The 19,302-nt window shown below is 72.7% G+C and carries 17 protein-coding genes and 1 pseudogene; 12 read left to right on the forward strand and 6 right to left on the reverse strand.

The window, feature by feature from the left end:
- Window positions 1–10: 10 nt before the first annotated feature.
- A complete protein-coding gene (locus tag C2L58_RS18440; RefSeq protein WP_103338830.1) occupies window positions 11–952 on the reverse strand; it encodes an acyl-ACP desaturase in 942 nt (313 codons plus the stop codon).
- Between the two features lie 88 nt (window positions 953–1,040).
- A complete protein-coding gene (locus tag C2L58_RS18445; RefSeq protein WP_103338831.1) occupies window positions 1,041–3,638 on the reverse strand; it encodes an alpha-glucuronidase family glycosyl hydrolase in 2,598 nt (865 codons plus the stop codon).
- Window positions 3,639–3,804: 166 nt separating this feature from the next.
- Here C2L58_RS18445 and C2L58_RS18450 point away from each other — a divergent pair, with 166 nt between their 5' ends.
- A complete protein-coding gene (locus tag C2L58_RS18450) occupies window positions 3,805–7,200 on the forward strand; it encodes a TM0106 family RecB-like putative nuclease (protein WP_103339407.1) in 3,396 nt (1,131 codons plus the stop codon).
- Here C2L58_RS18450 and C2L58_RS49260 read toward each other — a convergent pair.
- Window positions 7,155–7,319 (reverse strand): hypothetical protein, encoded by a 165-nt coding sequence (locus tag C2L58_RS49260; protein WP_158264138.1) that lies wholly within the window; start codon window positions 7,317–7,319, stop codon window positions 7,155–7,157. The two genes, C2L58_RS18450 and C2L58_RS49260, sit on opposite strands and share 46 nt — an antisense overlap.
- 208 nt (window positions 7,320–7,527) lie before the next feature.
- Between C2L58_RS49260 and C2L58_RS18455 the strand changes: the two genes are divergently transcribed.
- From C2L58_RS18455 to C2L58_RS18465, 3 genes are all read left to right on the forward strand, one after another.
- Window positions 7,528–8,691 carry a DMT family transporter gene (locus C2L58_RS18455; RefSeq protein ID WP_369904216.1) on the forward strand — a complete coding sequence of 388 codons (1,164 nt, stop codon included), beginning with the start codon at window positions 7,528–7,530 and terminating at the stop codon, window positions 8,689–8,691.
- Window positions 8,606–8,908: a hypothetical protein gene (locus tag C2L58_RS51505; protein WP_369904217.1), complete on the forward strand. Its 303-nt coding sequence runs from the start codon at window positions 8,606–8,608 to the stop codon at window positions 8,906–8,908. The genes C2L58_RS18455 and C2L58_RS51505 overlap by 86 nt, the downstream gene beginning before the upstream one ends.
- A 118-nt stretch (window positions 8,909–9,026) precedes the next feature.
- Entirely contained in the window at window positions 9,027–9,872 is an 846-nt protein-coding gene (locus C2L58_RS18465; RefSeq protein WP_233225837.1) for an FkbM family methyltransferase, read from the forward strand.
- Here the strand turns inward: C2L58_RS18465 and C2L58_RS18470 are convergent.
- Window positions 9,815–11,851 (reverse strand): glycosyl hydrolase family 65 protein, encoded by a 2,037-nt coding sequence (locus C2L58_RS18470; RefSeq protein ID WP_103338834.1) that lies wholly within the window; start codon window positions 11,849–11,851, stop codon window positions 9,815–9,817. The genes C2L58_RS18465 and C2L58_RS18470 overlap by 58 nt on opposite strands.
- 275 nt (window positions 11,852–12,126) lie before the next feature.
- Here C2L58_RS18470 and C2L58_RS18475 point away from each other — a divergent pair, with 275 nt between their 5' ends.
- Complete coding sequence (locus tag C2L58_RS18475) at window positions 12,127–12,432, forward strand: hypothetical protein (protein WP_199191325.1); 306 nt, start codon at window positions 12,127–12,129, stop codon at window positions 12,430–12,432.
- 368 nt (window positions 12,433–12,800) lie between these two features.
- Here C2L58_RS18475 and C2L58_RS18480 read toward each other — a convergent pair whose 3' ends face one another.
- A complete protein-coding gene (locus C2L58_RS18480; protein WP_103338835.1) occupies window positions 12,801–14,783 on the reverse strand; it encodes an amino acid transporter in 1,983 nt (660 codons plus the stop codon).
- A 459-nt stretch (window positions 14,784–15,242) separates the two neighbouring features.
- Between C2L58_RS18480 and C2L58_RS18490 the strand changes: the two genes are divergently transcribed.
- On the forward strand, window positions 15,243–15,647 hold the full coding sequence (locus C2L58_RS18490) for a ChaB family protein (protein WP_013225977.1): 405 nt from the start codon (window positions 15,243–15,245) through the stop codon (window positions 15,645–15,647).
- A gap of 43 nt (window positions 15,648–15,690) precedes the next feature.
- Here C2L58_RS18490 and C2L58_RS18495 read toward each other — a convergent pair whose 3' ends face one another.
- A complete protein-coding gene (locus tag C2L58_RS18495) occupies window positions 15,691–16,083 on the reverse strand; it encodes a hypothetical protein (protein ID WP_103339408.1) in 393 nt (130 codons plus the stop codon).
- 484 nt (window positions 16,084–16,567) lie between these two features.
- Here C2L58_RS18495 and C2L58_RS50470 point away from each other — a divergent pair, with 484 nt between their 5' ends.
- From C2L58_RS50470 to C2L58_RS18535, 6 genes and pseudogenes are all read left to right on the forward strand, one after another.
- Window positions 16,568–16,837, forward strand: a complete 270-nt coding sequence (locus C2L58_RS50470; RefSeq protein WP_233225838.1) for a chemotaxis protein CheB — start codon at window positions 16,568–16,570, stop codon at window positions 16,835–16,837.
- Between the two features lie 4 nt (window positions 16,838–16,841).
- The gene (locus C2L58_RS18515) at window positions 16,842–17,483 is read left to right on the forward strand and encodes a chemotaxis protein CheB (RefSeq protein WP_103338836.1); all 642 of its coding nucleotides are present in this window, start codon (window positions 16,842–16,844) and stop codon (window positions 17,481–17,483) included.
- Window positions 17,480–18,245, forward strand: a pseudogene (locus C2L58_RS18520) (ATP-binding protein). The gene C2L58_RS18515 and the pseudogene C2L58_RS18520 overlap by 4 nt, the downstream one beginning before the upstream one ends.
- Window position 18,246: 1 nt before the next feature.
- Entirely contained in the window at window positions 18,247–18,642 is a 396-nt protein-coding gene (locus C2L58_RS18525; protein ID WP_233225790.1) for a hypothetical protein, read from the forward strand.
- Between the two features lie 22 nt (window positions 18,643–18,664).
- Window positions 18,665–18,934 carry a hypothetical protein gene (locus C2L58_RS18530; protein ID WP_233225791.1) on the forward strand — a complete coding sequence of 90 codons (270 nt, stop codon included), beginning with the start codon at window positions 18,665–18,667 and terminating at the stop codon, window positions 18,932–18,934.
- Window positions 18,925–19,302, forward strand: coding sequence for a hypothetical protein (locus C2L58_RS18535; protein ID WP_199191326.1), 378 nt, complete (start codon window positions 18,925–18,927; stop codon window positions 19,300–19,302). Before C2L58_RS18530 ends, C2L58_RS18535 begins: the two co-directional genes overlap by 10 nt.

The raw sequence follows: 19,302 nt of genomic DNA on the forward strand, positions 1-19,302 counted from the left end.
CGCCTCAGACTCAGAGGTCCACAATGCCCCGTGCCGCCCGGCGGGCGGCGGTGGCGTCGCGACGTTCCTCGAACCGGGACGCCTGGCTGTCGAGTCCCTTGATGAAGGTGGCGAGTTCCTCCCGCGCGGCCTCGCCGACCGCGCCGAGGCCGGTCAGGTCGAAGACCTTCCAATACCGCAGCAGCGGCTGGACGACGTCGTCGTGGTGGATGCGGAGGTCGTAGATGCCGGCCTTGGCCATCAGCGCCGCCTTGCGCTGGAAGCTCGGGATCACCGCGCCCGGCATCGCGAAGTTCAGCACCTCGTCGGTGATCGCGCGCATCATCGCGTCGGGCGAGATCTCCAGCGCCGCCTTGACGAGGTTGCGGTAGAAGACCATGTGGAGGTTCTCGTCGGTGGACACCCGGGCCAGCAGCCGCTCGGCCAGCGGGTCCTGGGTGTAGCGGCCGGTGTTGCGGTGCGAGAGCCGCGTCGCCAGCTCCTGGAACGAGACGTACGCGCAGACGTTCAGCAGCGGCTTGTCGCCGGTGTCGTACCCCGCCTGCATGGTCTCCATCCGCATCCGCTCCAGCTCGACGGGGTCGACGGCGCGGGTGACCAGCAGGTAGTCGCGGATGCAGATGCCGTGGCGGCCCTCTTCGGCCGTCCACCGGTGCACCCAGGTGCCCCACGCGCCGTCGCGGCCGAACGCGCGCTCGATCTCGCGGTGGTAGCTGGGCAGGTTGTCCTCGGTGAGCAGGTTGACCTCGAGGGCCGTGCGGGCGATCGGGGTCACCCGGGACTGCTCCGGGTCCCACGCCTCCCCGCCTAGTTCGGCGAAGTCGCGCCCCTGGCTCCAGGGGACGTACTCGTGCGGCATCCACTCCTGGGCGGCGGCGAGGTGCCGGTTGAGGTTCTCTTCGACCGTGCCTTCCAGTTCGTGCAGCAAGCGGGTCGTTTCGGGGACCGGCATAGGGAACGTCCTTCCGTACCTACGCAACCGTAACTTACGGTGTCGTAGGATACGACAACGGACGCGGGCGCCGGGTGGTTCCCGGGGCTCAACGCGGGGCGGCCACCAGCTCGAAGACGTAGTCCTTGAGGAGGGGCCCGAAGAAACTGTTCCCGGTGATTCGCACCACAGATCGCCCGGGGACGCCCTGAGCCTGCTCGAGGATCTCGCACTTCGCGGCGGGATCGGCCGGCATCACCTTCGTGATTTTCGGGGACGCACCGGCCGCCACCGGGATGGTGTACGACGCCGCGCCGGCGTCGAAGCCGCCGATCGTCCGGCCGCCGAGCACGATCCCGATCGAGAGGGGCCCGGCCGTCGGGACCGGCAGGCCGTTGAACTCCTGCCAGTAGCGCACGCAGGTGTCGCGCCAGGTGCCCGCGTCGGCCTCGTGCGCGGCGAGCTTGGCCTTCACCTCGGCGAAGCGCCGGGCGTCGACGTGGGGTTCGAGCGAGTCCCACGCCCGGCGCATCCACGACACGTAGTGGACGCCCGTCTGGTAGCGGTACACCAGTTCGTCCCAGAAGATCCGGCCGGTGCGCAGCCGCCGGTCCCACGGCACGTGGTGGAACCACATCAGCAGGTTTTCGGGCACGGTCTCGATGTCGCCGTACCGGGCCGCGAGCACCGGGAAGTACTGCGCGGTGAAGCCGCTGCCGGTGGGGGAGCGGTCGTAGCCCAGCCCGGTGTGGTCCGCCCGGTTGTAGTACACCGGGCTCCAGTCGTCCCGCGCCAGCCGTTCGGCGGGGTTGGGGCCGTAGTGGTCGCTGGAGCGGAACTGGTGCGCGACGCCGAGCGGGGTCTGGTAGCTCACCAGCGCTTCCCGGGAGCCCATCATCATCGTCACGATGGTCCGGACGGCGAAGTCGCGGTTGCTCCAGGTCAGCCGGACCCAGTCTTCGGCGATGCCGCGGGCGTCCAGGGTCCAGTCCCACGCCAGCCGGCCGAAGGCGTACAGGTTCGCCTGCGCGAAGTGGTGCCCGGTCAGGTCGTCGGCGTTGCCGAAGTTGGCCACGCCGACGATGGCGCTGTCCGGGTGGCCCTGGGCCGTGCCGTCCACCACGTGGCCGACCAGGCGCTTCGCCAGCAGCCGGCCGCGCTCGTCGGTGGCGAACGTGTCGGACTTGAGGACCTCTTCCCACAGTGGGCCGAGGTAGCAGAGCATCGTGTTCTGGCCGGTGTACTCCTGGGTGACCTGCAGTTCGATGGCCTGGTTGGTGTGTTCCATCCGGCCGAAGAGGGGGTTGGCCGGCTCCCGGGCCTGGTAGTCGAGCGGCCCGTTCTTGGTCTGCAGGAACACGTTCGCGGCGAACCGGCCCTTCGTGCCGTCGGGCTGGACCTCCTCGTCGATGGGGCCGAACTCCAGGTAGGCGCGCTTCAGCCGGTCCGCGTCCACGTCGGCGTTGTAGACGAAGGTCCGCCAGAAGATCCGCATCCCGAGCGGCGCCACCGCCGCCGCCATCCCGTTGGCCCCGTCACCGTGGTCGTAGCCCAGGTCTTGGGGCCCCGGCTGGCCTTCGGAGTTCGCCTTGACGGTGAACCCCATGAAGTCGGGGATCGCCGCCTGCAGCTGCCGGGCCCGGCGGGTCCACCAGCCCTGGAACTCCGCGCTGTAGGGATCCAGCTGTTCCCGCGTGAGGGTGTCCGGCGCGAACCGGGCGTCGGTCGGCGCCGCGTAGTTGATGGAGACGGCCAGCTTGATCCCGTACGGGCGCAGCGCGTCCGCCAGCGCGGCTTCCTGCTCGATGGCGGCCGCGGTGAGGTAGAAGCTGTTGGCGTTGACGTTGTTGATCGTGAGGCCGTTGATGCCGACGGACGCCATCGCCCGCGCCGCCACGAGGTACCGGTCGAGGATCACCGGCAGGTTCAGCCCGGCGGAGGCGCCGGTGGCGGTGAAGTCGAAGATCGCCCCGTTCTCGCCGTTCAGCCCGCCGGTGCCGGCCGGGTTGTTCCCGGCGTAGAGGCGCTCGGTCTCCCAGTAGTTCAGGTGCCGGTGGTTGATCCGGGGGACCGAGGAGAGGTCCAGGTGGGCGATCGGTTGCTGCGCCTGGAGACGCCGGAGGAAGGCGAATGTCCCGTACAGCGCGGCGACCTCGGTGTTGCCGGCGATGACGACGGCCCGGTGCCCGCCCCGCGACAGCGAGCGGACGAGGTACCCGTCGGTGCCGAGCGGCGCCAGGTCGCGCGGCGGAACGAGCCGGCGCACGAGCGGCGAGCTGTCCGGAGTGCCCACGACCACGGCACGGTCGGGAAACCCGCCCCGCACCGGCACCGGCCGCCCCAGCAGGCCGCCGAGGCCGCGGGCGAGCTCGTCCCGTGCCGCGGCCAAGGTGCTCCGCACCAGGTGCTCGGTGGAGCCGGGGGCCATGCTCAGGTTCGCCGTGTGGCGGTGGACCAAGGCCTGCTCGGCGTTCTCCACGACGATCGTGCCGAGCGCGGCCCGGTACCGGGCGAGGAGGCCGGGGTCGGCGACCCGCTCGTACCGCAGCCACAGGTCCGAGCCGTCGTAATCGCCCGGGAAGGCGCCCGGCGGAGCCGCTCGTGCCGGAGCGGCACCGAACATCGAGGTGGCCACGGCAGCTCCGCTGCCGATCAGGAAGGAACGCCGGCGCAGCCGGCTCTGCTCGTTCTCGTCGCTGAGAGACACCGTGCCCCCATCGTGTGCACGAGTATTCAGTTCGGTTCTCGCACTATCGCGGGCGGGGTTCCACGCTGTCAAGAATTGGCGATATACCAGGGAATCTCGAAAGTTTCGGCGTGTCGGGGGCAGCGTGCTCCGGCCCCGATGATCGGCCGTGTCAGACTTCGCGGCGATGCTCACCCCAGCCGATCTCGCCGACCTGCTCGATTGTGAACACCGCAGCATCCTCCTCCAGGCGCTGGCCGCGGACCTGCCGGGAGCGCCGCGGCCCGCGCCCGCCGAGCCGGACCCGCGGCGCGGGCACGCGACGGCGATGCTCGCCGGATTCCGCGCCGGCGGGCGCGAGGTCGCCGAGATCGACGTCCAGGACACCGCGCTCGCCGCGAAGGCGACGGAGGAGGCGTTGCGGTCCGGGGTCCCGGTGCTCCACCGGGCCGTCTTCCTCGACGGCGAGTTCTCGGCGCAGGCGGACTTCCTCGTCCAGGACGGCGAAGGCCGCTACGAGGTCTACGACGCGACGCCGGTCCGGCAGGCGACGCCGGCCGCGGTGGTCCGGCTGACGGCGTGCGCCGACGCGCTCACCCGCGCCGGCTGGCCGGCCGGGCCGCACCTGCACCTCCGGCTGACCGACGGCGGCACCCGGACGCTGCGCGTCGAGGACTTCCGGCCGCTGGTGGACCGGCTGCGGACCCGGCTGGCCGCCCGTCCGCCGCGGCTGCCGGTGCCGCTGTGGGCCGACGAACGCCCGGCCTGCGCCGGCTGCGGCTTCGCCCGGCACTGCGCGTCGGCCAGGGAAGCCGACCGGGACCTCTCGCTCGTCGCCGGGATGCGCGGCGACCAGCGCCGCAAGCTGGTCGCCGCCGGGCTCGGCTCGATCGACGCACTGGCCGCGGCCGGCCCGGCCGACCGGCCGCGGGACCTGTCCGTGACGGCGTTCGCGACCCTGCGCGCCCAGGCCGCGCTGCAGGTCCGGCAGGACACCACCGGCGAGGTCGCCTACGAGGTCGTCGACCCCGGCGAGCTGGCCGCCCTGCCGGCCCCCGCCCCGGGCGACGTGTTCGTCGACCTGGCCGGCGACCCGCACGCCCTCGCCGGCGAGGGCCTCGAGTACCTGTTCGGCGCGGTCGGTGACCGGGAGTTCACGCCGTTCTGGGCGCACAGCCGCGCCCAGGAGCGGCGGGCGTTCGAGGAGTTCGTCGACTTCGCCGCGGCGCGGGTCGCCGAGCACCCGGGCTCGCACGTCTACCACTACGCGCCGTACGAAGTCACCGCGATCAAGCGGCTGGCGGCGGTGCACGGCACCCGCGAGGAGACCGTCGACCACCTGCTGCGCAGCGGCGCGGTCGTCGACCTGCACGCGGTCGTGCGCAAGGCGCTGCGGGTGTCGCAGCGGTCGTACTCGATCCGGCACCTCGAGCCGCTCTACCAGCCCGGCGCCCGCGGGAAGACCGCCGTGTCCGACGTCGAGGCGTACGAGGAGTACCTGGCGCTGGCGCAGTCCGGCGAGCCGCAACGCGCCGACGAGGTCCTGCGCCGCATCGGCGAGAACACCGAGGACGACTGCGTCTCCGCGCAACGGCTGTTCGAATTCCTGCACCGGGTCCGCGCCGAGGCGGGCATCGACGTCCCGGAGCCGGCCGAGGAATCCGCCGAGGACGCGCTGCTGCGCGCGGCCGAGGAGGACGTCGCCGCCGAGCGGCGCGCCGAACGGGCCGCCCTGCTGGCCGCGCTGGTCGACCCCCTGCTCGACGGGCTGCCGGACGATCCGGGCCGGTTCACCGCCGACGAGCGCGCCCGTGCGCTGCTGGCGGCGTCCGTCGGCTACCACCGCCGTGAGACGAACCCGGCGTGGTGGGAGTACTTCCGCCAGCTCGCCGCGCCGCTCGGTGACCTCGAGGTGGACACCGCCTGCGCCGTGCCGGTCTCGTTGGAAGCGGGGGAGTGGGTGCCCCCGGCCGGGCGGGCGCGCACCGCGAAGCGGACGCTGCTGCTCGCGTGCGACCCCGACCGGCCGCACCCGTTCGCCCCCGGCGACGACGTGCGGCTGCGCTACGGCGACACCGCCCGCGACGCGAAGGTCGTCGCCGCGTCCGCCGTCGAGCTGACGCTGGAGGAGAGCAGCCCGCCGGACGCGACCACGAACGACCGGCCGAGCGCGGTGCTGCCGGGCAGCCCGGTGCGGCCGTCACCCAAGGACGAGGCGGTCGCCGACCTCGCGCGCCTGGTCGTCGACACGCTCCCGGAGCTGCCGCGGCACCCCGGCGTCGACCTGCTCCGGCGCACCCCGCCGCGGCTGCGCGGCTGCGCGGCGCTGCCCGAGCCGGGGGAGGACCTGGTGGCCACGGTGATCGAGGCGGTCGACGCGCTCGACGGCTCGGCGCTCGCCGTCCAGGGGCCGCCAGGGGCGGGCAAGACCTACCTCGCCGGCCGGCTCATCGCCCGGCTCGTGCGCGCGGGGCGGACCGTCGCGGTCACCTCGACCAGCCACAAGGCCGTGGAGAACGTGCTGAGCGCGGCCAAGAAGAGCGCGCCGGAGCTGCCGTGCGCCAAGCGCGCGAAGCGGACGCCGGACCCGGCGGCGCCCTGGGACCAGCCGAAGAGCAACCCGGCGCTGGTGAAGTGGCGCGAAGAGCACGACACCGGGCACCTGGTCGGCGGGACGGCGTGGACGTTCGCCAACGCCGCGGTCCGCGAGGAGCCCTTCGACCTGCTGATCATCGACGAGGCCGGCCAGTTCGCCCTCGCCGACGCGCTCGCGGTGTCGATGTGCGCGAAGAACGTCCTGCTGCTCGGTGATCCGCAGCAGCTGCCCCAGGTGGTGCAGGGCACGCACCCCGCGGGCGCCGAGGCCTCGGCCCTGGGTCACCTGATCGGGGACGCCGACATCATGCCGGCGTCGCTCGGGTACTTCCTCGACGAGACACGGCGCATGCACCCGGCCGTCTGCGAACCGGTGTCGAACCTGTCCTACGCCGGCCGGCTGCACGCCCATCCCTCGGCCGCGGACCGCGCCTTGGCCGGGGTCGCGGCGGGGCTGTACCTGGCCGAGGTGGAGCACCAGGGCAACACCACCCGTTCGGTGGCGGAAGCCGCCGAGGTGGTGCGGCTCGTGTCCGAAGTGCACGGTCGCTTGTGGACCGACCACGGGCCGGCCCGGCCACTGGGCGATCACGACATCCTCGTTGTGGCGCCCTACAACCTCCAGGCCCGGACCGTGACCCGGGCACTGGAGGAGGCCGGGTTCCCGGGGGTCAGGGTGGGCACGGTCGACCGCTTCCAGGGCCAGGAGGCACCCGTGGTGATCGCGACGATGACGTCGTCGTCGGCGGTCGACCTGCCGCGCGGCCTCGACTTCCTGTTGTCGCGCAACCGGTTGAACGTGGCGTTGTCGCGGGCGCAGGCGCTGGCCGTCCTGGTGTGCTCACCCCGGCTCGTCGAGGCGGACATCCGGACGGTGGACCAGCTGCGCCTGGTCGCGGGCATGATCGGCTTGATGACGGCGGCGCGGCCGTGGCCGGCCGGTCAGCTGGGTGGTTCGATTTCGCCGGCGTCTTCGTCGACGTCCTGAGAGCCGGGCTGCTTCCGCCGCCGGTCGGCTTCGGGGATTTCCACGTCGAGGTCGAGCTCCGGGGTGCCGGGCGGGGCCGGCGCGTCGGGCGTCAGGGGGCGGTTCTCGGATTCGCTCATGGCAGGCGGTTACCCCGGCGGGTGGTGATCGAAGCCCGGGGCCCTCGGGCGGTGGGCAGCTCGATGCGCGGGCTGGCGGGGAAGCCCGCCTGAACTTCGCCTCGGCGGTGCCGAGCCGCTGTCCGGGGACCCGGAAGCACCCGGATCCCGCCGCCGGCGGGCGCGCGAACGCGGGATAGCCGGCGCCGGCCCGGGGTACCCGGTTCGGGTGCCCCTGCCCGCCGGAATCGCCGCCTTCCTCCCCGGAACGGGAGTCGCCGCGGCCGCCGCCGTCATGTTCGCCGTCGGCTCGGTGCTGCAGCACGAGGCCGCTTCGAGCAGCGCGCACGCCCATGGCCTCGACCTCCGCCTGCTGGTGACGCGTCCGAAGTGGGTGGCCGGGCAGAGCGCCACCGTGCTGGGCACCCTGCTGCAGGTGGTCGCGCTGGCCCTGGCTCCGGTCTCCATCGTGCAACCGGTGCTGGCCGGGGGACTGGTCATCGCGCTGGCGATCCGTTCGGTGCGCGACCGGTGCCTGCCGTCCCGCCTCGAGGGGATCGGCGCCGTCTGCACCTGCGGTGGCCTGGCCGTCTTCCTGGTCGCGGCCCGCCCGGCCGCCGGCACCGGCGACCACCTGCCACCGTGGTTCGCCGTCGCCGCCGCGGTGCTCGTGGCGGCGGGCGTGGTCGCCGGGGCCGGCCGGACCGGGCGCGGGCCGCGAGGCGCGCTGGCGTGCGGGGCGGCGGCCGGGATGGCGGCGGGGATCGCGGCGGTGCTGATCTCCGCGGCGGTGAAGACGTTCGAGGAACGCGGGCTGAGGGCCACCCTGACCGGCACCGCGCTGTGGGCCGCCCTCGCCGTCGCGGTCATCGCGCAGTTCGGCAGCCAGCAGGCCTACGCCCGCGGTGCGCTGTCGTGGTCGATGCCGGCCTTGGTGCTGCTCGACCCCCTCGCGGCCGTGCCCGCCGCCCGGCTCCTGACGGGGGAGCGCCTCGAACCGGGGCACGCTGTCGTGTGGGTCCCGGCCGCGGCGGTGGCGGTCGTGGGTGTGGTCCTCCTGGCCCGGACCGGGGAAGGCTGCCGCCGGCCGGTGTTTCGCCGTCGCGTCAGCGGGAAGCCCGGGGAACATGACCGGACCCGACCAGAGCTACGACCCGCCGCACGACACCGGCCCGCCCGACGCCGTCGAGACGGACCCGGCCGCGCTGAACAGCGCCGAGGACCTCGACGAGGACCGGATCCGCGCCGACCCGCTCGAGGAGGGCATGGATCCCCCGGAACACTGGTCGGGCGTGACGAAGTACGGGATGACCCCGTGGGAGCAGGCCCACCCGCGCGGACTGGGCGACCGCATCCGCGAAGAGATCCCGGAGCCGGCGGCCGAGATTCCTGACCCGGCGGCCGAGATCCGTTCCGGCATCGACCCCGACGCGGGCGTGCCGGAGGACCCGGACACGGGCGTGAAGCCGGAGCAGCCGATCCAGCTCGAACCGGTCGAGGGCGACGGCCCGCCGCTCGACCGGGAGGCGGACGAGGTGGCCGTGGACGCGGGTCCGGCCGTGGCCGCCGGACCGGAGCAGGCCGCCCTGCACGTCGAAGAAGAACGCTGAGCCTGGTCGGCATCGCCGCCGCGCGTGCCGCTCGCCGTCGTGGACCGGCAGGTCCGGACTGACCGCCGAACGGGGGTGCCCCGCGCCGCCCGATGCTGATAACACTCTGCGCGTGACCATGGACACGATCGACCTGCACAGCATCAACCCGTGGGAGGTCTCCTTCCTGCGCGAGGAGGTCGGCGCCTACTTCACCCACGGCGTCGAACTCGCCCCCGGGGCGACCGTCCTCGACGTCGGCGCGAACGTCGGCGTCTTCTCCGCGGCGGTGTACGAGCGGCTGGACGGCGACGTGCGGATCTACGCGTTCGAGCCGCTCCCGCCGCTGCACGCGACGCTGGAGCGCAACGGCCGCGACTTCTTCGGCGGCCGGCTGACCGCGTTGCCCTACGGGCTGGCGGCCGGCGAAGACGAGCTCGACTTCAGCTACTTCCCGGCGGCGACCATCTTCTCGTCGTCGTGGCGCGACGCCGCGAACGTCGAGGACGAGCGGCGGCGGGTCACGGCCAGCGTCGTCGAGATGATCCGCCGGGGCGGGCTGGGCGCGGGGCTCCGCCGGGTGCCCGCGCCGATCCTGCGGGGGGTCGTCGGGCGCAAGCTGAAGGTGATGCGGGAGCTCGAAACGCACCGGGTCCGGGTCCGGCCGTTGTCGGCGGTGCTCGACGAGCAGGGCATCGAGCGCGTCGACCTGCTGAAGGTCGACGTCGAAGGCGCCGAGCTCGACGTGCTGCGCGGGCTCGAAGACCGGCACTGGCCGCTGGTCCGGCAGGCCGTCGTCGAGGTCGAAGGGTGGCGGCGCCACCGCGACACCGTGCGCGAGGTCTTCGCCGCGCGCGGCTTCACGGTCGAGGCCGTGCAGGACCCGGTCCAGGAGGCCGCCGACATCGGGATGGTGTTCGCGGTTCGTCAACGGCGGTATTCGAGCCAGTCGAGGTTGATCGCGCCGGTGTCGCCCGGCGCGTAGGAGAGGGTCACCACCGGGTCCCGGCCGGTGAGCGGGACGTCGGCGAAGGTCGTGGCGCCCCAGTCGTCCCAGCTGTCGGAGACCTTCGGGAAGCCGACCTGGCGCACCGGCTGCCCGTCCACCGACAGGGTCATCGTCCGGGTGTCGTTGTTGGCGTTGGCGTACCGCACGGTGAACGCGGCGCGTTCCGGCGCCGTCGTGGTGCGGTGCACGGTGAAGGACGACGACGCACCCGGCGCCCAGAGGCCGTCGAGGAACGCGCGGCCCGAATAGCCCGTGTGGTTCACGTTCGTCTTCACCCCGCCGGTGTTGCGGGCGTCCTCGGCCTCGAGGTGCGCCGGGTCGGGGCAGCCGCTCAGCGCGGCGGTGCCCGCGGTATCCGCGCAGCGGTCCTGGGCGTCGGCCACGCCGTCGCCGTCCCGGTCGCCGGCGGGCGCCCCGGTGAGGGTGATGTCGATCGTGTGGTCGCCGGTGAGCGTGTCCGGGATCGTGGCCGGGGCGGCCCGGCCGTCGACCTGGAACGACCGGATCGCGGCGCCCGCGCCGTGCAGGGCGATGGTGAGGTTCGCGCCGCGGTAGCGCAGGTGCCGGAGCGTGACGTCACCCCAGCCCGCCGGGAGGTGGGGCGCGAAGGACAGTCCGCGGTCGGTGAACGTCAGCCCGAACAGGCCGGTGTGGACCATGTCGAGGAACGCGGTGGCCGACCACGTCTGATCGGGTTCGGAACCCCAGTGGAACTTCACGGTGTCGCCCAGCCGCTGCCAGCCGCCGTCGACGACCCCGGTGGTCCCGTTGTGGATCTCCCAGAAACCGCTGTTGTTGCCGGCCAGCTTGGCCAGGCGCGCGGTTTCCGCGGCGAACGCGTTCTGCTCACCCTGCCCGGCCAGCGCTTTCGCCCACAGCCCCAGGACGAGCGGCCAGACGATGGCGTTGTGGCGGCCGGGCTGCGCGTCGCTGTAGCGCGCCCAGTTCGGGAAGGTGTCGGGCATGCCCCAGGGCAGCTCCCGGGCGTGCTCGACGATCGACCGCGCCTGCGCCGGGTTCGCGACGCCGAAGATCAGCGCGAACGCCAGCCCGGTGCCTTCCTGGAAGGCGCCGCGGGAGCCGTCGGCGAGGAGCTGGTAGTCGTACCGGCCGGTGGCGGGGTTCCAGAAGCGCTGGTTGATCGCGGCCCGCAGCGCGGCGGCCTTGTCCCGGTACCCGGCGATCTCCGCGGCCGGGCGGCCCAGCTTCCCGGCCATGTTCGCGGCGTTGACGTAGGCGGCGTAGTAGAGCTCGTTCGTGCTGAGGTACATCCCGCTCGCCACCCCGGGCCACGGCATGCTCCCGGTGCTGACCGACTCGGTCGCGTCGGCCGGTGGCGCGGGGTAGCCGGCGATGCCGTCGTTGAAGAAGGAGGCGCCGGTGAACAGGCCGTAGGTCGCGTTGAAGCCGGCCGTGGTGGCGTGTTCGCGGATCGTCAGCGTGGTCGTCGCCGTGCGGTAGGCGTTCTGGAGGAACTCCCGGTCGCCGGTGACGAGGTAGTGGTGCCAGGCGGACGTGACCCAGACCACCTGGTCCCACTGCTGGTCGTCCTGCTGCACGCGCAGGGCGCCGCCGGCGTCCTTGTCGACCACCGCCCACAGCGTGTTCTCCGCCAGGGCCGGGTCGAGCAGGCTGGTGGCGTTCCAGCTGTTGATCGACGCGTCGCGCGTCCACGGCTGGGCGTAGCCGCCGCCCGCCCGGACGATGCCGGTCGCCGGATCCAGCAGGCCGCTCCGGTCGTAGCGCGCGTCGTAACCGATCGTGTTGGTGTGCAACAGGTTCTGCAGCGCGGCGGCGTAGGCGCTGCCGAACAGGGCTTGACTGTCCGGGTTGGCGAATTCGAGGGACGGCGGTGCCGCGCTCGCCGTCGCCGGGGCGGCACCGGCGAGGCTGCCGCACACGGTGACCAGGGCGAGAACCGCGTAACCGATCCGCTGCGGGAAGCCGTTCCTCATGCGCGTACCCCTTTCGGCGCCGGCCATTGCACCACGGGAACGGCGGCCTTTCTCCGGATGCGCCCGGATCCTGTCCGTTTCTGTCCACCACGGGGTGTCCGGCGTCGTGACCGCCGGTGACCGGCGAAATCCGGTCTTGCGCCATCCAGGTGGCAGGGCCTGACCCCGCCGTTGCATACTGCTGGCATGGCGCGCAGGAACCCGGAGACCGCACGGTGAGTCCCCGTGACGAGGCCCGACGCCCGAAATTCGGCCGGATCGACCCGTTTTGCCTGTTGGCGGTGTTGCCGGTGCTGCTCGTCGCCGGGATCCTCGGCGCGCTCGTCCACATCGCGCTCGGCATCGGCTTCGCCGTGTTCGCGGGCTTGATCCTCTTGTTCGACTCCTGGGTCAACCGGCCCCGGCCGGTTCCCCAGTCGGACCGGCCGGTTCGCCCGGCCCGCCCGGCGGCTCCGCCGCCGCCCCGCGGACCCGCACGAGCACCGGCCCGGGCGCCGGCTCGCGCCCCCCGCCCCCAGGACGGCCGCGGCCCGGCTCGCGCCCCGGTCCGGCGGGCGGGTCCGCCGCCCGCGGGGCGCTGAAGGTCCTGTTGCTCGCCGGGCGCTGAAGACCCGGTTGCCCGCGGATCGATGAAGGCCTGGTTGCCCGCCGGGCGGTGAAGGTCTTGCTGGCCGCGGAGCGGTGAAGCCCTGGTCGCCCGCGTGCGGTGAAGGGCTCGGTTGTCCGCGGAACAGTCAAGGCCCTGTTGTCCGCCGTGCGGTGAGCCTCACACCGGCCGCTCAGGGCGCAAGAATCCGTGCTCCGGCGGGCGAACCAGGTGCGCCGCAGCCCGCCGCGGCCCGGTGCACCCGCCGCCTGCCTCGCGGCCTTCCCGGAGTTCGCCGGGTCGCTCCGCACCGAGGCAGCCGTCCTCCGGGCACATCCGCCTGCGCGAAGTCCGGCCGATCCCTCAGCCGCCGACGTGGATGCCCGGGCGGCGGTCCGGGTCCTTCTCGCTGCTGCGGATGATCTCCCGGACGACCGGTGCCGTGTCGCCGCGGCCCAGCAGCAGGTAGCGGAACAGGTGCCCGAGCGGGTTGCCTTCGGACCATTCGAAGTAGCAGTGGGGCCGGACGCCCGTCACATCGCGCAGGGTGAGCAGGATCGCGGCGATCGCGTTGGGCGCCGCGGGGCTGTTCGCGCGGAGGATCCGGTAGCCGGCGATCTCCACGCCGCGCACCTCGAGCACGTTGCTGAACTCCGACGGGTCCACGACGTCGATCTCGAGGAACAGGATGTCGGCGGAACCGGGCACCGGGTTCATCCCGCGCTGTTCCGCTTCCTTCGCGGAGTACTCGGCCTCGTCGCCGCCCTGCCGCTTGTTGGCGACGATGTTCAGGGCGCCGTCGTGGGCCAGGGAATCGGCGATGAACCGGCGGGCCTCGTCGTCGAACTCGATGCGGTCGGCGCGCAGCTCCGTCGTCCGGGAAACCCGGGACACCAGCGAGACGACGATGATCCCGAGGATGAACAGGGCCGAAATGGCGATCCCGTCGGGCTTTTCGATGACGTTCTCGACGAGCGCGTACAGCAGGACGAGCGTGAGGACGACGAAGCCCGCGGCCGCGCCGCGCTGACGCCGCCGGATCGCCGAGATGCTGACCGCGACCGCGCCGGACACCATCATCGCCAGGATGCCGGTCGCGTAGGCGCCGGCCTGGGCGTTGACGTCCGCGCCGAACGCGATCGTGATGAGGATGCTGATCACCGTGTAGACGATGACGACCGGCCGGACCGCGCGGCCCCACTCCGGCGCCATGCCGTAGGACGGCAGGTACCGCGGGACGATGTTGATCAGCCCGGCCATCGCCGAGGCACCGGCGAACCACAGGATCAGCACGCTGCTGATGTCGTAGGCGGTCCCGAAGATCTCCCCGAGTTCACGGTGGGCGAGGTAGGCCATGGCGCGGCCGTTGGCCTCGCCGCCTTCCTTGAACGCGTCGGCGGGGATCAGCACCGTGGTGACGAAGCTGGTCGCGATCAGGAACACCGACATGATGAGCGCGGCCGCGGTGAGCAGCTTCCGCGTGTTGCGGATCCGGGATTCCAGCTTCTCCTCGGCGGTCTTCCCCTCGGCGGCGACCAGCGGCATCATGCTGACGCCCGTCTCGAACCCGGAAAGGCCCAGCACCAGCAGCGGGAACGCGAGCACGGCCGGGCCGATCACGCCGGTGAACCCGCCACCGCCCGCGGTCAGCGCGTCGGTCCAGCGGGAGAGGGCGGCGGAATCGCCGAGCAGGTCGATCACGCCGGCGACCGTCACCACGGCGTTGAGCACCAGGAAGACGGCGACGAGCGGGATGGCGACCCCGACGGCCTCGCTGAAGCCGAGCAGGAACACCCCGCCGAGGATCAGCAGCAGCACGACGGTGATCAGCACCGCGTGGCCGTGCAGGAAGCCCGGCAGGTACGGGTTCTCCAGCATGTGCACGGTGGCGTCCGCCGAGGACAGCGTGATCGTGATGATCCACGACGTGGCGACGAACCCGAGCAGGGTGAGGACGAACAGCTTGCCGCGCCAGAACGGCAGCAGGTTCTCCAGCATCGCGACCGAGCCCTGGCCGTGCGGGCTTTCCCGGGCCACCCGGCGGTACATGGGCAGCATCCCGAGCAGCGTCAGCGCGACGATCAGCAGGGTCGCCAGCGGCGAGAGCGCCCCGGCGGCGAGCGCGGCGATGCCGGGCAGGTAGGAGAGGGTGGAGAAGTAGTCGACGCCGGTCAGGCACATGACCTTCCACCAGGCCTGCGGCGTGCCGTGGTCTTCGCCGCCGGCGCGCCCGACGGGCGCGACCCGGTGCTCCAGCAGCCACCGCGCCACACGCGAGGCGGGCACCTGTGGCGGCGCCGGGCTGTCGACGCTCGCCGGAATGGTCAAATCGGGTGAAGCACCCATATTGCCTCTCGTCCCCTCTGCCCCGGAAACACCGGTCAACAGCATGCCCGACCCCGGAGTGCGGCCGCACAGGAGGTTCCACCCACCCGCTCCAGTCCTCTTCGGACCCGGCCGACGCCCTGCCCCCACCCCGCCCTCCGGCCGACCCTCCGGATACGCCATCCGACCCTCCAGGTACGCGAGCCGACCCTCCGGGCACGCAAGCCGACCCTCTGGGTACGCGAGTCGACCCTTCAATCACGCGAGTCGACTCCCCAATCACGCGAGTCGACCCTCCAATCACGCGAGTCGTCCGTCCAGGTGCGCGGCCCGACCCTCTGGGTACGCGAGTCGACCCTCCAGGTACGCGAGTCGACTCTCCAGTCACGCGAGTCGACCCTCCAAGCACGCGAGCCGACCGTCCAGGTGCGCGAGTCGTCGCCCGTTTCACCACTCGCAGCACGGGGTAGCCGAGGCGACATGCCCGGACGCGAAGACTTGCCCAGCACCCTGCTGCGGTCGCCGCGCAAGGCCCAGGACACGTGGGTCGCCGCGCACGACTCCGCGTTGAACACCTATGGCCCCGGCCGGCGGGCGCAGCAGACCGCCTACTCGGCCCTGAAGCACACCTTCGAGAAGGTCGGCGACCACTGGGAACCCAAGCCCGAACCGGGCCCGTCGGACGAGCAGGCCGCCGGGGGAGCCGGGCAGCCCGAAAAGCCGACCCGCGGCGGCGTCAACGCCACCGCGAGCCGGCAGCACCTCTACGAGCGCGCCAAGCAGCTCGGCATCCCCGGGCGGTCGCGAATGTCCAAAGAGGAGCTCGTCACCGCGCTGGAGAAGGAGAACCGGCGCCGGACCGACCGGGCCCGGCGGTCCGGTTGACCCGTCCGGTGTGGACGGTCGACGGCCGGAATGGTCCGGCCGGTCAGAACTCGTCGGCGTCGGTGAGTTCGTGCTCGAAGGCGTCCGCGCGGGCGACGACCGCCTTGAGCGGACGCTCGAACTCCTCCTGGATGCTCAGGTCCTCCAGAGGCACCGTGTGCTTGAGCAGCGCGACGCCGTCCACCACCGCCGCGCCGCCGACGGCCGAGCCGCCGGCCAGCTCGAGCAGCCGCCGGAGGTCGATCTTGTCGGCCCAGCCCACCGGGGAGGAGATCTCGATCCACGAGCCGCCGTCGAGCTCGGCGAGGTGGTGCACCGTCACCTGCTGGGACCGCTCCCGCGGGCCCTCCAGCCGGAACCGCAGCCAGCCCTCCGACTCCTCGAGGACCTCGTACCGCGTCCGGACAAAGTTGATCACGTCGATCCAGGTGGTCACCCGTTGCGCCTCCCGCCTTAGGCCGGCCTGCGCGGTCGAGCATCTCACGTCCGCCCCGGGGCCGGCACCGAGGACGCTCCACCCGGCTGGTGACCCGGCCGGATCGGCGACAGGATGCCGGTCATGCGCGCCCGCCGAGAAGTGCGCGACCGGCGGCGGGGAGCCGGTGACGCCGGATTTCCCGCTGCGGTTCCCGGTCGTCGCCCTGGTCACCTCGGCCGGCGGCCTCGAAGCGCTCACCCGGGTGCTCGCCCCGCTGTTGCCGGTCAGGACGACCGCCAGCGGCCGGGGCCCGCAGGTGACGGCGAGCGTGGCCGGCAGCAGATCCGCCGACGGCCTCGCCGGCGGCAGATCACCGGTGTCCAGCAGCCCGATCCGGGCGTCCGAAGTGATCAGCAGGTGCCGCGCCGCCGGGACGACCAGCGCGGACCCAGCGCACCGACGCCCAGACCGGGTCCGGGCGATCGTGCACTGCGGAGGCACGGTGTTCGCCCAGGACGAGGGGACGTCCGCGCACTTCGGCATGCCGGGCGCCGCGATCGGCACCGGGCTCGTCCACGCCGTGCTTCCGTTGTCCGGGATCGGCGCGGCCATCCTGGACCACGTCGGCCCGGTACGCCTGAGACCCTCCGGCGGGCGGGCGCAGTTTAACACCGTGCAACGGGGCTACTCGCCGTGGCGGACGGCCTCGGCTACCGTTGAGCCGAAGGTGAGGAGGTGGACACCGTGCCGCCTTTCCGGCTTTCCGGCGTGACCTCGTGGTCGTCGGTGCCTCGGCCGGTGGGGTCGAAGCCCTGCGGGCGATGGTCTCCGGGTTGCCCGCCGACTTCCCGGCCGCGGTCGTGATCACCATGCAGCTGGGCGCCGGGACCCACAACGCGGTGGCCCGGATCCTCGACCGCGTGGGCCCGTTGCCGGCCACGACCGCCTGCCACGGAGCGGCCATCGAGCCGGGGACGGCGCTGGCCGTCGTGGAGATCGACAACGTCGTGCGGGCCGTCGAGATCGGCGCCGTGCTCGACAAGCTGGTCCGGCTGCCGGTGGAGCCCGTCGAAGTGCCGTCGCCGTCGGCCGCCCTGCTGCTGGAGGACCGGATCGCCCGTGAGGCGGTGCGGCTCGGCGCGCTCACGGCCGCCGAACGGAGCGCCGGGTCGGGCTGCACCTGCCCGGACTGCCAGGGTTCGCTCACCGAAGTCGACCCGGCGGGCCGCTACCGGTGCCGGATCGGGCGCGCCTGGTCGGCTCCGGCCCTGCTCGAGGCCCACAGCGGGGAGTTCCAGCTCGCGCTGATGAAGGCGTGGCGCGCGCTGGACGAAAAGGCCACCGAGGCCGCCGAGACACTCCGGCGGTTCCTGCTCGACGCGAACCGCGGGGCCGAGGCCGACCCGGCGTCGGGATGACCACCGCCCAGGTTCACCTCGCCATTGCCAGCCTCGAACAGGCGACCGTCGTCACGGTCACCGGCGACCTGAACCTGGTTTCGTACCCCTCCTTGCGTGACGGCTTGCTCAAGATCGCGACGGACGCCCCGGACGGCCTGGTGGCCGACATCAGCGGGCTGGTGATCGACGACTCGTCCCTGGTGAGCGTCTTCTCCCTGGTCGCCATGCGGATCGGCGACTGGCCGGGGATCCCGTTCACGATCGTGGCCGCCGCGCCCGTGCACCAGGTGCTGCTGGGCCGTCACGTGGTCGACCGCTACGTCCCGGTCCGCGCCGACCTGGCGGCGGCCACCGCGGCGCTGGACCGGCCGGTGCGCCGGCGGGCCGAACGCACCTTCGCGCGCTTCGACGGAGCTTCGGCTCGCGCCCGGGACTTCGTCACCGGCAAGCTGGCCGAGTGGGAGGTGCCCGAGCTCTCCGAAGATGCCCGCTACATCGCTACCGAGCTGGTCGAGAACGTGCTGAAGCACACCACTTCGGAGCCACGGCTGCGGCTGGGACCTGCGTCGTGGGGTGTGCACGGTGGCCGTGGCCGACCAGGACGCGCGCCCGGCCATGCTGCTCGAACGGCTGTCCCCGTTCGCGCCCGGCCTGGGGCTGAAGCTGGTCGCGCAGATCGCCCGGGTGTGGGGCTGCAGCCGGTCGTGGGCGGGCGGGAAGGTCGTCTGGGCCGTTCTCGTCCACCGTCCCGGCACGGTCGGTCACCGTTCCGCCGAGTAGCGTGTCGGACCAGCTGCAGGTCAACGCCGACGAGTTCGTCGCGCTGTTCCACACCGTCCTGATCAACGTGACGGGCTTCTTCCGCGATCCGGACGCGTGGGAGATGTACTTCAACGCCGAGACGCAGACCAAGATCCTCGAGCGGTTCCACTTCGCCCTCGCGCCGCGCGGGTCCTGTTCCTCGGCAAGGCCGAGATGCTGCTGTCGCACGCCCGCATCTTCGAGCCGCTGGACCTCAAGCGCCGGGTCTTCCGCAAAGGCGGTGAACGGGCCCGTCAGTTTCGCCCACTTCGTTTCCCGCGGCTTCCCGCAGCGGCGCACGCAGGACATCTCCGGGCTGGAAGGAACTCCAGTCCACCGACGACGAGCTGCAGACGATCAACGACGCGCTGCGTGAGCGCAGCCTCGACCTCGACGAGGTGAACGAGTTCCTCGAGTCGGTGCTCACCTCGATCCACGCCGGGATCATCGTGATCGACTCCGAGATGCGGATCAAGGCGTGGAACCGTCAACCGGCGCGGCCGGACCACGGTCGTCCGGCTGCTCTGCGGTGCCCTGCGCAGCTCGAACGGCGAAAGCCACGGCGCGCTGCTGATGATGGAAGAGACGAAGGCCGGGCAAGCCGACTGAACCCGCCGGGGGATTGCGGCATCGGCGCGCGGCTGTTATCCGTTGATCCATGGGGTTGACCAACGTGTGGATCGCGACACTCAGTGACGGCCTGCTGCGCGCCGACCAGGTCGTCGGCCTGACGGCCCACGCGACACCGGCGCTGACCGGGAAACCGCCGCGCTGGCTGCTCGACGTGACCCTCCGGGTGCCGGCGGGCAGCGGCCGCGCGGACGGCTGGGACGTGGGGATCCTCCACCGCACGCTGATCCAGACGCCGGCGGAACCGGTCGGGGCGCCGGAAGCGCTGGCGCGCCTCCTGGCCCGGCTCGACCGCGAGGACGCGGCCGGCCTGATCGCCGCCGTGCCCGCCAGCGGAGCCAAGGCCGGGCCGGCCAGCGCGGTGCGCTTCGCCTTCCGCCCCTTCGAGGACGACGAACGCGCCTGA

Origin of the sequence: Amycolatopsis sp. CA-126428, from assembly GCF_002904335.1 — a bacterium.
Lineage (GTDB): Bacteria > Actinomycetota > Actinomycetes > Mycobacteriales > Pseudonocardiaceae > Amycolatopsis.

What these genes read in the sequence shown, in the direction of transcription:
- C2L58_RS18440 (WP_103338830.1), bottom strand. Translation starts at nt 952, where the DNA reads ATGCCGGTCCCCGAAACGACCCGCTTGCTGCACGAACTGGAAGGCACG.
- C2L58_RS18450 (WP_103339407.1), top strand. Translation starts at nt 3,805, where the DNA reads ATGCTCACCCCAGCCGATCTCGCCGACCTGCTCGATTGTGAACACCGC.
- C2L58_RS49260 (WP_158264138.1), bottom strand. Translation starts at nt 7,319, where the DNA reads ATGAGCGAATCCGAGAACCGCCCCCTGACGCCCGACGCGCCGGCCCCG.
- C2L58_RS51505 (WP_369904217.1), top strand. Translation starts at nt 8,606, where the DNA reads ATGACCCCGTGGGAGCAGGCCCACCCGCGCGGACTGGGCGACCGCATC.
- C2L58_RS18465 (WP_233225837.1), top strand. Translation starts at nt 9,027, where the DNA reads ATGGACACGATCGACCTGCACAGCATCAACCCGTGGGAGGTCTCCTTC.
- C2L58_RS18470 (WP_103338834.1), bottom strand. Translation starts at nt 11,851, where the DNA reads ATGAGGAACGGCTTCCCGCAGCGGATCGGTTACGCGGTTCTCGCCCTG.
- C2L58_RS18480 (WP_103338835.1), bottom strand. Translation starts at nt 14,783, where the DNA reads ATGGGTGCTTCACCCGATTTGACCATTCCGGCGAGCGTCGACAGCCCG.
- C2L58_RS18490 (WP_013225977.1), top strand. Translation starts at nt 15,243, where the DNA reads ATGCCCGGACGCGAAGACTTGCCCAGCACCCTGCTGCGGTCGCCGCGC.
- C2L58_RS18535 (WP_199191326.1), top strand. Translation starts at nt 18,925, where the DNA reads ATGGGGTTGACCAACGTGTGGATCGCGACACTCAGTGACGGCCTGCTG.